The 14,009-nt window shown below is 55.7% G+C and carries 13 protein-coding genes; 5 read left to right on the plus strand and 8 right to left on the minus strand.

Annotated elements, in window-relative coordinates:
* Nucleotides 1–27 precede the first annotated feature (27 nt).
* A complete protein-coding gene (scpA, locus tag H7848_RS01000) occupies nt 28–2,166 on the minus strand; it encodes a methylmalonyl-CoA mutase (RefSeq protein ID WP_208347285.1) in 2,139 nt (712 codons plus the stop codon).
* A 170-nt stretch (nt 2,167–2,336) separates the two neighbouring features.
* On the opposite strand from scpA, the gene H7848_RS01005 reads away from it, so the two are divergent.
* Nucleotides 2,337–2,816 carry a DUF4174 domain-containing protein gene (locus tag H7848_RS01005; protein ID WP_419555482.1) on the plus strand — a complete coding sequence of 160 codons (480 nt, stop codon included), beginning with the start codon at nt 2,337–2,339 and terminating at the stop codon, nt 2,814–2,816.
* 113 nt (nt 2,817–2,929) lie between these two features.
* Here H7848_RS01005 and H7848_RS01010 read toward each other — a convergent pair whose 3' ends face one another.
* From H7848_RS01010 to H7848_RS01030, 5 genes are all read right to left on the minus strand, one after another.
* Entirely contained in the window at nt 2,930–3,589 is a 660-nt protein-coding gene (locus H7848_RS01010; protein ID WP_208347288.1) for a hypothetical protein, read from the minus strand.
* 13 nt (nt 3,590–3,602) lie between these two features.
* Complete coding sequence (locus tag H7848_RS01015) at nt 3,603–4,841, minus strand: Y-family DNA polymerase (protein WP_208347289.1); 1,239 nt, start codon at nt 4,839–4,841, stop codon at nt 3,603–3,605.
* Between the two features lie 124 nt (nt 4,842–4,965).
* On the minus strand, nt 4,966–6,966 hold the full coding sequence (locus H7848_RS01020) for an acetyl-CoA carboxylase biotin carboxylase subunit (RefSeq protein WP_208347291.1): 2,001 nt from the start codon (nt 6,964–6,966) through the stop codon (nt 4,966–4,968).
* A 111-nt stretch (nt 6,967–7,077) separates the two neighbouring features.
* Nucleotides 7,078–7,284, minus strand: coding sequence for a hypothetical protein (locus H7848_RS01025; protein ID WP_208347293.1), 207 nt, complete (start codon nt 7,282–7,284; stop codon nt 7,078–7,080).
* A 262-nt stretch (nt 7,285–7,546) separates the two neighbouring features.
* On the minus strand, nt 7,547–7,897 hold the full coding sequence (locus H7848_RS01030) for a hypothetical protein (protein ID WP_208347295.1): 351 nt from the start codon (nt 7,895–7,897) through the stop codon (nt 7,547–7,549).
* On the opposite strand from H7848_RS01030, the gene H7848_RS01035 reads away from it, so the two are divergent.
* A complete protein-coding gene (locus tag H7848_RS01035; protein ID WP_208347297.1) occupies nt 7,886–8,347 on the plus strand; it encodes a hypothetical protein in 462 nt (153 codons plus the stop codon). The two genes, H7848_RS01030 and H7848_RS01035, sit on opposite strands and share 12 nt — an antisense overlap.
* A 19-nt stretch (nt 8,348–8,366) precedes the next feature.
* Here the strand turns inward: H7848_RS01035 and H7848_RS01040 are convergent, their stop codons facing one another.
* Nucleotides 8,367–8,774, minus strand: a complete 408-nt coding sequence (locus H7848_RS01040) for a DUF6497 family protein (RefSeq protein ID WP_208347298.1) — start codon at nt 8,772–8,774, stop codon at nt 8,367–8,369.
* 12 nt (nt 8,775–8,786) lie between these two features.
* A complete protein-coding gene (locus H7848_RS01045; RefSeq protein WP_208347299.1) occupies nt 8,787–10,319 on the minus strand; it encodes an acyl-CoA carboxylase subunit beta in 1,533 nt (510 codons plus the stop codon).
* Between the two features lie 190 nt (nt 10,320–10,509).
* Here H7848_RS01045 and H7848_RS01050 point away from each other — a divergent pair, with 190 nt between their 5' ends.
* From H7848_RS01050 to H7848_RS01060, 3 genes are read left to right on the plus strand one after another with little or no spacing between them, the layout of a single operon-like run.
* Entirely contained in the window at nt 10,510–11,727 is a 1,218-nt protein-coding gene (locus tag H7848_RS01050) for a multidrug effflux MFS transporter (RefSeq protein ID WP_208347300.1), read from the plus strand.
* A gap of 60 nt (nt 11,728–11,787) precedes the next feature.
* Nucleotides 11,788–13,185, plus strand: a complete 1,398-nt coding sequence (locus H7848_RS01055; protein WP_208347301.1) for a helix-turn-helix domain-containing protein — start codon at nt 11,788–11,790, stop codon at nt 13,183–13,185.
* Nucleotides 13,182–14,006 (plus strand): alpha/beta hydrolase, encoded by an 825-nt coding sequence (locus H7848_RS01060; RefSeq protein WP_208347302.1) that lies wholly within the window; start codon nt 13,182–13,184, stop codon nt 14,004–14,006. The genes H7848_RS01055 and H7848_RS01060 overlap by 4 nt, the downstream gene beginning before the upstream one ends.
* Nucleotides 14,007–14,009 lie beyond the last annotated feature (3 nt).

Genomic DNA, 14,009 nt, shown 5'->3' on the forward strand with positions numbered 1-14,009 from the left:
CCGTTCGAATACCCGAAAACCGATAATCTAAGCCGCGTCCTGTCTGGCTTCGCGGATCAGTCGCAGGATATCCTGTGCGGCTTCGGGGATGTTCGTTCCGGGGCCGAAAATGGCCTTAACCCCTGAATTATAAAGGAAATCATAGTCCTGCTGCGGGATGACTCCGCCGCAGATCACGATGATATCGCCCGCCCCCTGCGCCTTTAGCGCCTCAACCAGCTTCGGCGCCAGCGTCTTGTGCCCCGCCGCCTGACTACTGATCCCGATCACATGAACATCATTATCAACAGCATCCTGCGCCGCCTCGTCCGGCGTCTGGAAAAGCGGCCCCACATCAACGTCAAACCCTATATCTGCAAAGGCCGTCGCGATCACTTTCGCCCCGCGATCATGGCCGTCCTGGCCCATCTTCACGACCAGCATACGGGGGCGACGACCCTCATCCTCGGCGAAATCTTCGACGGATTTCTGGATGGCGGCGAAACCTTCGTCGCCTTCATATGCTGCACCATAAACACCGGCCAGCGTTTTCACCTCAGCCCGATGACGACCGAATGCTTTTTCCATAGCCATGCTAATCTCTCCTACGGATGCGCGGGCGCGCGCGGCCTCAACTGCCGCGTCCAGCAGATTGCCGCCCTTGGACGCGCGATGTTCCAATTCCACCAGCGCCGCATCGCATTTCGCCTGATCTCGTGTGCTGCGTATGGTTTCAAGCCGCGCAATCTGGCTGTCACGGACGGCGGCGTTATCAATATCAAGGATGTCAATTTCATCTTCTTTTTCAAGACGATACTTGTTCACGCCGACAATCACGTCTTCGCCGCGGTCGATCAGGGCCTGACGACGCGCGGCGGTTTCTTCAATCCGCAGTTTCGGCATGCCAGAGTTCACAGCCTTGGTCATGCCGCCCATTTCCTCGACCTCTTCGATCAGCTTCCAAGCCTCATCGGCCAATTGCGCAGTCAGGCTTTCGACGTAATAAGACCCCGCCAACGGATCGACGACATTGGTAATCCCGGTTTCCTCTTGCAGGATCAGTTGGGTGTTGCGGGCAATGCGCGCGCTGAATTCGGTGGGCAGCGCGATCGCTTCGTCCAGTGCATTAGTGTGCAGTGACTGTGTGCCGCCCAGCACGGCCGACATCGCCTCATACGCGGTGCGGACGACGTTGTTATAGGGGTCCTGTTCCTGAAGACTGACGCCCGAGGTCTGGCAGTGGGTCCGCAGCATCATGGACCGTGGGTTCTTGGGTTCAAATTCGCTCATGATGCGGTGCCACAACAGACGGGCGGCGCGCAGTTTGGCGGCCTCCATAAAGAAATTCATGCCGATGGCGAAGAAAAACGACAGACGGCCAGCGAATTTATCCACGTCCATCCCGCGTGCCAGCGCAGCGCGGACATATTCACGCCCGTCGGCCAAGGTATAGGCTAGTTCCTGCACCAGGTTCGCGCCAGCTTCCTGCATATGATAACCTGAAATGCTGATCGAATTGAATTTCGGCATCTCGCTCGAGGTGTATTCGATGATATCCGCAATAATCCGCATCGACGGTTCAGGCGGATAAACATAGGTGTTGCGGACCATGAATTCCTTGAGGATATCGTTCTGGATCGTGCCCGACAGTACACTGCGATCATGGCCCTGTTCTTCGCCGGTGACGATGAAATTGGCCAGAACCGGGATGACGGCGCCGTTCATGGTCATCGACACGCTGACCTTGTCCAGCGGGATGCCGTCGAAGAGAATTTTCATATCCTCGACACTGTCGATGGCGACACCGGCCTTGCCCACGTCGCCCTCAACCCTTGGATGATCGCTGTCATAACCGCGGTGCGTGGCCAGATCAAAGGCGACCGAGACACCTTGTTGCCCGGCGGCTAACGCCTTGCGATAAAAGGCATTTGACTCTTCTGCGGTGGAAAAGCCCGCATACTGTCGGATGGTCCAGGGGCGACCGGCGTACATCGTGGCCTTGACCCCGCGTGTGAACGGCGCGGCCCCGGGAATGGTGCCCAGATGATCAAGGCCCGCGATATCGTCTTCGGTGTAAAGCGGTTTGACCTTGATCCCTTCAAGCGTTTCCCAGGTCAGATCATCCAGCGGGCGACCGCGCAGCTCTTGTTCAGCCAGTTTTTTCCATTCCTCGGTTTTATCGGTCATGGTGCTGTCCTTTCCCTTGGCTGGCGCGGTGATTTTTCACTTTATCACCAGATTGTCCCGCGAAACTGCCGGTTACGTTGCCAGATGTGATCAACTGTCTGACATCACCAGCATTTCCCCTATTCGAATTCCCGACAAATGCGCCTATATCTGCATAAGCAGGAGGCATGATGAAAAGAATTTTATCCCTGATCTGTATGGCAGGTCTTGCCATGCCGACTTTTGGTGACACGATGGTTGAAACAGCATTGGTATTGCCACCCGTCGAACAATGGCAGTCCGAGCCAACGCTCCAACTGGATGCGGTTGAGATCAACCTTGATGATTTCAAATGGATTGCGCGCCCGGTCGTGGTTTTTGCTGACAGCCCCAATGATCCGCGCCTGCAGGAACAGGTCGATCTTTTGGCCGCGCGGGCCGATGAACTTGCCGTGCGCGATGTTGTCGTTTTGGTCGATAGCAATCCCGCGGCAAATTCGGCGATACGCCAGAAATTGCGGCCCCGCGGTTTCATGCTGGTTTTGATTGGCAAGGACGGTGGGGTAAAACTGCGTAAACCTTCGCCGTGGGATGTTCGTGAAATATCACGCACGATCGATAAAATGCCGCTGCGTCGGCAAGAGATTCGTGATAGAAACAGAAGTGAATAGTGGCGTGACGCCTTGAAATAGTGGCAGCTTTCGCCTAATATGAAAATTAACGGATCATTCCGGAAATTTTCCGTATACGAGGGATATTTCAATGCCGAATACAAGAAACACACCTATTCCTGTGACTGGCCGGACGGGTCCCCGCCCTGGATATTAGTTTCAGACCCTTTTTCTTGTAGTTTCAGCGCCTTTATTTCATTCGCGACGCGTTGTTGTTCGACGCGCGCCGCTTCTCTTCCGCCCTTCGCGAAGGCATCGATCATCTTCAGCGCATAGCGACCATCGGCCAGGGCCTGTGTTTTCATGGCGATATAGTCTGAATACATGGCAGCGCGCCGTTCCGGCTCAAGATCCTGAAATCCTTCACCGCGCATATCCTGAATAAACGACTCAATCGCGAACAGCTGGTTGTAGTATGCCACAACCGGATCAATGCTTGTGCGTGGCAAAATATGAATTTCCGGCAGGATCGTGCGAAAAATCGTATCGTTATGCTCGGTTGGGATCAGCGGAATGAAATCGGGGTTTTCCTGCATATGTTCCAGCATCTGATCGCGATAGTCCAGCAAGGCCTCTTCGCTTTGCAAATTTTCAAGATAGGACGCAATTTCAGCATAAAGGGCGCGGTGCACGTCGCGCAGCCGTTCTTCCCGCTGGCGCACGCGGGCGCGACGGTTTTGACGCCCGTTTACGATCCAGCCAATGGCCACAAAGGCCCCGGCCACAAAGGCCTGCTGTACGCGCGGATCTACATAAGGGTCCAGCCAGATCATTTCTGTTCCTTCCCTATTCGCTGAATTCTACCGGATCGGGGATGCGCCCGAACGCGATTTTTGCACCGGTATAGGGGACACGGTGCGGTGGCAACTCGCCAAATCGTATCGTGTCCTGCCCGAAACGAATATTCAGCGCATCGATGGCGCTGCATAGCCTTTCGCGGTCTGTCGGTTCGCCCGCCGGGCGGTCTTCGAACAGATCGCCGATGTGGCCCGATATCGGATGCAGCCCGCCCAACATCATCGATACTGACAGCGGACGGGTGACATTCAGTTTGCCCCAATAGCGGTCGAATGTTTGCAGCAGCGCGAATGTATCTTGTGTTGCTGGAAATGAACCTTCGGCCCCGGCCCGCTGTTTGTCGGCGTTCTTGAAACTGACGTACATCGTGCGGGCAAAGAACCCCTCGCGTCGCAGGCGGGACGCTGCCTTGACCAACAGACGACGCGCGACCAGTCGCGCGCCCTCGGGCGTTCTGTTTTTCGGCGTCAGGATTTGACCATGCCCAAGCGAACTGCGTTTCGTGTCGGGATAAATCACTGTTTCGCCGTGCAACTGGCGCAGAAAGCGTTCGCCCTCGACGCTGCGCCACAGGTGCCGCGCGGCCTTGGGTGACATGGCATAAAGGCTGGGCACATCGTGGATACCCGCCCGTGTCAGCCGCCCCAGAATACCGCGGGAAATCCCCGGAATATCGTCCAGCTGCAGACCTGCGATCTTGTCCGGTAGCACATCGGGTGTCAGCCAATTGAGCCCTTCGGGCTTTTTCATCTCGGCCGCTAGCTTGGCCAGCAGTTTGTTCGGAGCCACCCCGACTGAACAGCGCAAGGCGGTGCTGACTTGTTTCTTGATCACGCGCTGCACATCCGCACCAATCTGCAAAGCCGCATTCAGGTCGCGTTCCCGCCCAAGCAGTTTGCAGGAACATTCGTCCACCGAATGCACCTTGTCGATCGGAATAACCGTTTCGACCGCAGCGCGGATGCGATGGTGATAGTCGACAAACATATCGTGTTTGGCCGCGCGAAACTGAATGCCCGGGCACATTTTCTGCGCTTCGGCCATGCGGGTACCCATGCGCACACCGTATTTCTTGGCCTCGACACTGGCCGCAATACAGGTCGCACGTGGCGAAATCGTGGTTACGACGCCCAATGGTTTGCCCACCAGATCGCGTTCTTCGGCCTGAAAAACCGATGCGAAATACGAATTCATATCGAAAAACAGAACGTTGACGGTCTGTACCATGGCGCGACTCATTTTGACTGGATGGCTCCAATTTAGAACAAAATAGGAACACTTGACCAGCCCCAAGTTTCAAACCGGTGGTATCAAGCGGATATGTCGCGGTTTGAGCGGCGCACATGGCGGGTTATTCGAACTCCATAATCACGTCGTCGACGGCCAGGTTATCCCCGGCGGCTGCGTTGATTTTCGATACAACCGTTTTGCGTTCAGCCCGCAGGATATTTTCCATTTTCATCGCTTCAATCGTACAAAGCGCCTGGCCTTCCTGCACTTCATCCCCAACGTCAACAGCAAGGCTGACGATCAGACCCGGCATCGGACACAGCAGCATTTTTGAGGTATCGGGCGCCACCTTTTCCGGCATCAGACGGGCCAGTTCCGCCTGACGCGGGCTATAGACCTTGATCGCCAGATCGGCGCCGCGGAACCGCAACCTGAACCCGCCCGAGACCTTGCCAACCTTCACGATCATAGGTGTCTTGTCGATCTGCAACAGCGCCAGGCTGTCCCCCGGCGTCCAGCCGCTGACAACGCGATGGGTGCTACTGTCGTCAAAATGAACCGTTGCCCCGTCATGATCGGCCGCGATGGTCACGGGCATTTCGTGACCATCGATTAGCACGACCCAGTTATCACCCACCTTGCGTTCATGATTGTCCATGCGGCCCGAAACGCGCGTGCGACGTATTTCAGCAACCCGGTACATCGCCGCCGCAGCCGCCGCCAGCCGTTTCAGATCAGCATCAGGCAAGGTCACGCCCTGAAACCCATCGGGATATTCTTCTTCGATAAACGCTGTGGTGATGTTGCCCGATGTGAATTTCGGATGGTCCATCACCGCGCTGAGGAATGGCAGGTTGTGACCAATCCCCTCTAGTTCAAACGCGTCCAAAGCGTTGCGCATGTGGTCAATGGCCTGCGCCCGATCCGGCCCCCAGGTGCACAGTTTGGCGATCATCGGGTCGTAGTACATACTGATTTCACCCCCTTCGAAGACGCCCGTATCGTTGCGGACAACGTGGGTGTCATCGACGATTTCCGCAGGCGGGCGATAACGGGTCAGGCGCCCGATCGACGGCAGGAAGTTGCGATAGGGGTCTTCGGCGTAAAGACGGCTTTCCATCGCCCAACCGTTTAGCTTCACGTCGTCCTGTGTCATCGACAGCTTTTCACCATTGGCCACGCGGATCATCTGTTCAACCAGATCAACGCCGGTGATCAACTCGGTCACAGGATGTTCCACCTGCAACCGCGTATTCATTTCAAGAAAATAGAAATTGCGGTCGCCATCGACGATGAACTCAACGGTGCCCGCGCTGGTGTATCCCACAGCCTTGGCCAGTGCGCAGCTTTGTTCGCCCATGGCCTTGCGCGTGGCCTCATCCAGGAAAGGGCTCGGGGCCTCTTCAATCACTTTCTGGTTCCGACGCTGGATCGAACATTCACGTTCACCCAGATAGATGCAGTTGCCATGGGCGTCGGCCAGCACCTGAATTTCGATGTGACGGGGCTGGGTTACGAATTTTTCGATAAAGATTCGGTCATCGCCGAAACTGTTGGCGGCCTCGTTTTTTGACGACTGAAAGCCTTCGCGTGCTTCATCATCGTTCCAGGCGATCCGCATGCCCTTGCCGCCGCCACCAGCGCTGGCCTTGATCATCACTGGATAGCCGATTTCCCCTGAGATTTTGACCGCTTCATCGGCATCTTTGATCAGCCCCATATTGCCGGGCACAATGCTAACGCCAGCCTCTTGCGCGATTTTCTTTGAGGTGATTTTGTCGCCCATGCTTTCAATGGCACCGGCGGGGGGTCCGATAAAGGCAACGCCTTCCTTGGCCAAGGCTTCGGCAAAGAGCTTATTTTCAGATAAAAACCCATAGCCGGGGTGAACAGCCTCGGCCTTGGTCTGGCGAATGGCATCCATCACCTTGTCGATCACGATATAGGACTGATTGGCCTGGGGTGGGCCGATGTGCACGGCCTCGTCCGCCATTTTCACATGCAGGGCGTTTTTGTCGGCGTCGGAATAAATCGCCACGGTCTGAATGCCCATCTTGCGCGCCGTTTTGATCACGCGACAGGCGATTTCACCACGGTTGGCAATCAGTATTTTCTTGAACATGCCGTATCCCCTTGGGCCTTTGTCACATAGAAAAAGCCACCGGCGCGCCCTTGGCCGATGGCTTTGATTGTTTTTGTTGTGCGGGCGCGCGTGGCGCCAGAGTTTATCGTTTTATTGGCAGACGCGAACGCCGGCGTCGTCACAGAACACACCTGCGGCACCGCCAATGACGGCCCCGGCCAGAATGCTGCTGTCCAATGCACCAGCGATAACGGCACCCGATGCAGCGCCGACGGCGCCACGTTCGATGTCGTTGTCGCATGCGGCCAGCACCCCAAACGCTGCAATGCAAACGGCCAATTTACAAATTTTACCCATCTTCTTCTAACTCCTGCTCCACGCTTTGGGCGCGGTGATTTTTTGTTGTCTTCCACAAAAAGTGATCTGACCCGACTGTGGGCCAGACCAATAGTTTGGGGAAGGGTATGGTTTTGCCAAACCAAAGTAAAGCACCGTGAAAGGCACTCTACTATGCTGATAAGTTTGCTCTTTTCAGTGTGTTTTGCATAGAAAAGGCGCCAATTTAGTCGATTTTGGGCCGGTTTTTGCTGAGTTTCCGGCATGTAAGGCGACATCATGCTTAGTTCCCTTCGAAAACATCAGGGAATGACGCCCGTGCAACAGGTACGTTGACACGCAGCATCGCATCATATGAAGCAGGATCAAAATCATCCTCTGCAGCAATAACCTCGCGTCCGAAAAGCCAGGACAGACGGCCGGCATCCAGGTTTCCGCGCTCAAACGGTTCTTCGCCAAAACAGTGCCAAAGGGCCATCATGAAACCTTCGTCAGCGCGGCGGTCAGCAGGTCTGCGATCGGCATAGCGTTCGCGTGTTGTTAAGGGGGTTGCGCCCTTTTTGCTTGGGCGACGTATGGTGAATTGATAGTCAGTACCGGGCAATCGCCCGGGAAAGCCGCGATGTTTTATCATGACGGCGGCCTGCGTGTGGCAGAAGATAAATTATCAAGTAAAAGGGGAGTTACACCGCGTTGGGGTGCCAAAAATCCGCGGGCGGGCCAGAAGGCCCGCGCCGCAAAATACCACTTAGAATTTGCCCATTGGCTGTTCTTCTGTGACTGGCTCGACCATAACTGGTTCTTCTTCTTGGTTGTTACGGTTGCCACAAGCTGCAACCACAAGAACAAGGCTAACAATTGCAAATGCTTTGATGCTCTTCGACATCTACTTCTCCTACTGTCTGTCCGTAAGGCGCTAGCGGAAATCCCCCCACGCCCGGTTCTAGCAATACGGTCCGTTTTTGGACGGGCCGCTTCTAACCTATTAAAACTGCGCAGAAAAAGATATGTTCCACAAGATATGTTGGCGGGATGTGGCGCGAAAGCATCAATGACCGGCACCATTTTGCCGGAAGCCTTATAAAAATGGGCTATTGCGACCATCAGAAGGCCTCCAAAATGCAGGTTTCATTTTCAATTCGGAAGGCTTCGAAGTACTGAGTCGCCTCTGGTGCCGCTTCGCCAAACTCTGTGGGGCGATCAGACAGGCTGACAACGATCTGTGATGCAGTGATTCCCCGATTTTGTAACGTAATCAGAGCATGTTGGCTGCAAAGCACCTCAAAATCCGGCTGAACGTCGATGTAGCGTAGGCGCCCCGCATCACGGTCGATATCGGGGGCGATATAGCGAAAGCGTGCTGTCGTGCCTTGGGATTCCCCAGCGTCGTCCAGCCGCATTTCCTGTAAAACAACCAATTGCCCGGATGGCAGGCTGATTTCAGCCAAGGCCTGACCATGCCACCCCGCGCACAGGCCGACAATCAACACCGCGGATATTTTTTTGTGCAACGCCATACCGTTTTATAGCGGAATATTGTCGTGTTTCTTCCAGGGATTCTGCAACTTTTTGTTGCGCAGTGACGCAAAGGCCCGACAGACGCGTCTGCGGGTGGAATGGGGCATGATGACCTCGTCCACAAAACCCTTTTCTGCCGCAACAAAGGGATTGGCAAAGCGTTCTTCGTATTCGGCTGCGCGGGCTGCGATTTTTTCGGGGTCATCCAGTTCTGACCGATACAGAATCTCAGTCGCGCCCTTGGCACCCATTACAGCAATCTCGGCCGTGGGCCAGGCGTAATTGAAATCACCGCGCAGGTGTTTTGAGGCCATGACGACATAAGCGCCGCCATAGGCCTTGCGTGTGATCACGGTGACCTTCGGCACCGTCGCTTCGCTATAGGCGAACAGCAGTTTGGCACCATGTTTGATCACGCCGTTATATTCCTGTGACGTGCCGGGCAGGAAGCCGGGGACATCAACCAGAGTCAGGATCGGAATTTCAAACGCATCGCAGAACCGGACAAAGCGCCCGGCCTTGCGACTGCTGTCGATATCCAGACAGCCCGCCAGAACCACGGGCTGGTTCGCGACAACCCCAACTGTTGACCCTTCCAGCCGGATGAAGCCGGTGATGATGTTTTTCGCAAACTCTTCCTGAATTTCGTAAAAATCGCCTTCATCCGCCAGCTTTATGATCAGCTCTTTCATGTCGTAGGGCGTGTTCGGGTTTTCTGGCACCAGTGTATCAAGGCTGTCGTCAATTCGAGCCGGATCATCAAAAAACGGACGGACGGGTGGCTTTTCGCGATTGTTCAAGGGCAGAAAGTCGACAAGACGGCGCACTTCGGCCATCGCCTCGACATCGTTTTCAAAGGCCTTATCGGCAACAGATGATTTTTTGGTATGCGTGCTGGCCCCGCCAAGTTCTTCGGCGGTCACGACCTCATTCGTCACCGTCTTTACAACATCCGGGCCGGTCACGAACATATAACTGGTGTCCTTGACCATAAAGATAAAGTCGGTCATCGCGGGGGAATACACGGCACCGCCGGCACAGGGGCCCATGATCACACTGATCTGCGGGACGACGCCGCTGGCGATCACGTTGCGCTGGAACACGTCGGCATAACCGGCCAGCGACATCACGCCTTCCTGAATGCGCGCACCCCCTGAGTCGTTCAGGCCGATCACCGGCGCGCCATTCTGCAGCGCCATATCCATAATCTTGCAGATTTTTTGCGAATGCGTCTCAGACAGTGATCCACCAAAAACGGTGAAATCCTGGCTGAAAACATAAACGATACGGCCATTGATCGTGCCCCAACCGGTCACAACACCGTCGCCCGCAGGACGTTCGGCATCCATCCCGAAATCATTGCAGCGGTGGGCCACGAACATATCGAATTCTTCGAAAGATCCTTCGTCAAGCAGCAGCTCGATCCTTTCGCGGGCCGTCAGCTTACCTTTGCCGTGATGGGCATCGATGCGTCGTTGTCCACCGCCAAGGCGCGCATTTTCGCGACGCTCTTCCAGCTCTTGAAGGATATCTTTCATTTCAGAACCTCCCTGGGTCATTTTGTTGCGCAGCCTACGGGGGCTACCGCAAATGAAAAGAGGAAAGTGGAAAATTTGCAAAGTCTTGCAAAGTATAATTTTGCAAATTGCAAAGTTGCAAACTTCCTTCCCAAAGTCAGATTACAACGAACCAATGGACAAGGCGAGCGGATCGGCCTAAGGCAAACCAATGTCGTTGACCCCAAAGGCGCGCTTTTTGGACCGCGCCACCCCGCCCCATATCGCAACGCTGATCCTGCTGGCCGGGCTGTCGGCCCTGTCGATGAGCGTCTTTCTTCCCGCTTTGCCCAATATGACCGAACACTATCAGACCGAAGAATGGGTCATGCAGTTGTCGGTCGCGCTTTACCTTGGTGTGAACGCCATTTTGCAGATCTTCATCGGGCCGCTTTCGGATTATTTTGGCAGACGGCCCGTGATCCTGTGGGGCATTGCAGCCTTTACCCTGGCATCGCTGGCCTGCGCGGTTGCGCCGACGCCTGAACTTTTCCTGATCGCACGGATGGCACAGGCCATTATCGCGTTGGGTCTGGTCCTTAGCCGCGCCATCGTGCGCGATATGTATCCGCAGGATCAGGCCGCTTCGATGATCGGATATGTGACCATGGGTATGGCCTTGGTACCTATGATCGGTCCGGCCATTGGTGGATATCTGAATGATCTGATGGGCTGGCAGTCGAATTTCTGGATGCTTGTGGTGCTGGCTCTGGCACTGTTCTGGCTTGTTTATCGGGACCTTGGCGAGACACACCAGGGCCATCAGACCAGTCTGGCCAATCAGTTTGCCCAATACCCTGAACTGCTGACCGCCCGACGGTTTTGGGGGTATTGCATGGCGGCCGCTTTTGCGTCGGGGTCATTTTTTGCCTTTCTGGGCGGCGCGCCGGGCGTTGGCGCGAATATCTATGGGCTGGGATCGACCGCGCTTGGGTTTTACATGGGTGCACCTGCCGTGGGCTATCTGGTGGGCAACTATATCTCGGGCCGGTTTTCCGTTCGGGTGGGGGTGAACCGCATGATCCTGTGGGGCACTGTCGTCACCTGCGCGGGGCTTTTGACCTGTTTGATCCTGTCCTACACACCCTTTGACTCGGCAGCGGTCTTCTTTGGCTTCATGTGTTTTGTCGGTCTGGGCAACGGAATGGTCCTGCCGAATGCCAGCGCCGGGATGCTAAGCGTTCGGCCCCATCTGGCGGGTACGGCATCTGGATTGGGCGGCGCGATCATGATCGGCGGTGGCGCCATTCTGTCGGCTGTGGCCAGCGCGGCGTCTGCGGTAAGCGTCGGATCATCGACGTTGGTCTGGATCATGCTGATCACATCGGTATTTTCCGTCGCGGCAATCGTCTACACCATCCAGCGCGAAAAACGTGTCGGCGCCGTCTGACCCCTTTGCAGACTGGGTTTGCAAAGTCTAAGGTTGCAAAAAGGTAAATTGCAAAGTCGCATGAGCACACAGAAACTATACGCGGGCGTCAAACTGCGCGAGATCAGGGCGCGTCTTGGTCTGACGCAAAAGGTCTTTGCTGAAAAGCTGCGGGTGTCTCTTCCCTACCTCAACCAGATGGAAAATAACAATCGGCCGGTGTCGACAGGCGTCGTTCTGGCGCTGGCGGCCGAGTTTGGGTTTAATGTCCGCGAACTGTCGGCGGGCGACACGGGCCGGATCGTCATGGACCTGCAAGAGGTCCTGGCCGACCCGGTTTTCGGGGATGTCGCGCCGCCACTGGCGGACCTGCAACTAACCGCGGCCAACGCGCCGAATTTTGTCCGTGCGTTTCTAGAGTTGCATCGCGCCTACAAAGTCACACAGGAAAGGTTTGCGTCGCTGAACGAAGCCCTTGGGCGCAATGAGGACAGCGCGCAGCAATCCCCATGGGAAGAGGTGCGTGATTTCTTTCACTATTGCGACAATTATATCGATGCGGTTGATCGGGCCGCCGAACGCTTTGCGTCTGATGCAGGTGGCAGCATCGTTCAGCATACAATCAGCAGGCTGGAAAACCTTGGGATAACAGTCAGATACGATGATCTTGAGGTGCTGCGGTACTACGATAGCGCGGCCAGGGTTTTAAAGTTGTCCACACGTATCGCGCCGTCGACGCAGACCTTTCAGTTGCTGTTACAGTTTGCGCTGATCACCCAGGATGATCTGCTGGAGGCCACTTTGGACCTGGCCCGCTTTCAATCCCCCGAGGCCCGCGGTATCGCCAAAATCGGGCTGGCAAATTACTTCGCCGGTGCGGCGCTGATGCCATACGGCCATTTTTTGCGGCAGGCCAAGGCGGACCGGCACGATCTGGAACGGCTGGCCGATCATTTTGGTGCATCAATCGAACAAGTGGCGCACCGGTTATCGACCCTGCAACGACAGGGGGCCAAGGGCATTCCGTTTTTCTTCGTCCGGGTCGATCAGGCGGGTACGATCACGAAACGCCATTCGGCAACGCGGCTTCAGTTTGCCCGGTTTGGCGGGGCGTGTCCCTTGTGGAATGTGCATCGCGCTTTTGAAACACCGGGTCGTTTTTTGCGACAATTGGCCCAGACGCCCGATGGTGTGCGATACTTCTGTCTGGCGCGGGATGTGTCGAAATCAGGTGGGGCCTTCCATGCACCCGTCCGCCGCTATGCCATTGGGCTGGGGTGTGAGGTCAAGCATGCCAGCGAGTTGGTTTATGCCGATGATCTGGATATCAAGAACCCGCAAGCCTTTGAACCAATTGGGATTTCCTGCCGCATCTGCGAACGTAGCAATTGCCATCAGCGGTCCGTCCCGCCACTTGAACGCAGATTGACGGTTAATCCCGATATTCGCAATCTGGTACCTTATCAGGTGAAATCGTGATCCGCCGTCTTGCGATCTGGTCGATCTTTCTGGGCGCGCTTGCGTTTTCATTACGGCCGATCGAACGCATGATGCTTTACCCCCTTGACCCGACCGAGGTTGATCCAAAACAGTTCGATGTGCCGGGACTGGCCGCACATGATCTGACCGCTGCGGGCGGAACGCGATTGGTTGTCTGGGCCGCAGATCCCGCGCCGGGTCGCCCGGTCATCGTCTATTTTCATGGCAATGCGGCCAATCTGGCCAACCGGATTAACGTGTTCAGGTATTTCATCGACAACGGCTTCGGTCTGGCCGCATTGGGCTATCGCGGGTCATCGGGCAGTGGCGGACGGCCGCGTCAGGATATGATCGAAGCAGATGCCATGACGTTCTATCGTGCATTGCCGGAATTGGTGGATATGTCTAACGATAATCCCATCGTTCTATACGGTGAAAGCATGGGCACCGGCGTTTCGGTGCAACTGGCCAATGCCCTAAGGGACACTGGGTTGAAACAACCCGATGCCATGGTGCTTGAGGCGCCCTATACTTCCATCCCCGATGTGACTGCGTCGCTTTACCCGTGGCTAAGCCCGTTGACCCCGGTCATGGTAAACCAGTGGCAAACACTTGAAACCATTCCGCAAATCGACGTTCCGTTGCTTGTTGTGCATGGCACAGACGACACGTTGATCCCGATCGAAATGGGCCGCGCCGTTTATGCCGCCGCTGGGACGGACGAAAAGCAACTGATCGAAGTGCCCGATGCGGGGCACAACGAAACACTTAATCGAGAAACGGCCAGGCAGTTGCTGGACTACCTCAACCAGGTTCGATAGGCG

Source organism: Pseudaestuariivita rosea (genome assembly GCF_017592335.1).
GTDB lineage: Bacteria > Pseudomonadota > Alphaproteobacteria > Rhodobacterales > Rhodobacteraceae > Parasulfitobacter > Parasulfitobacter rosea.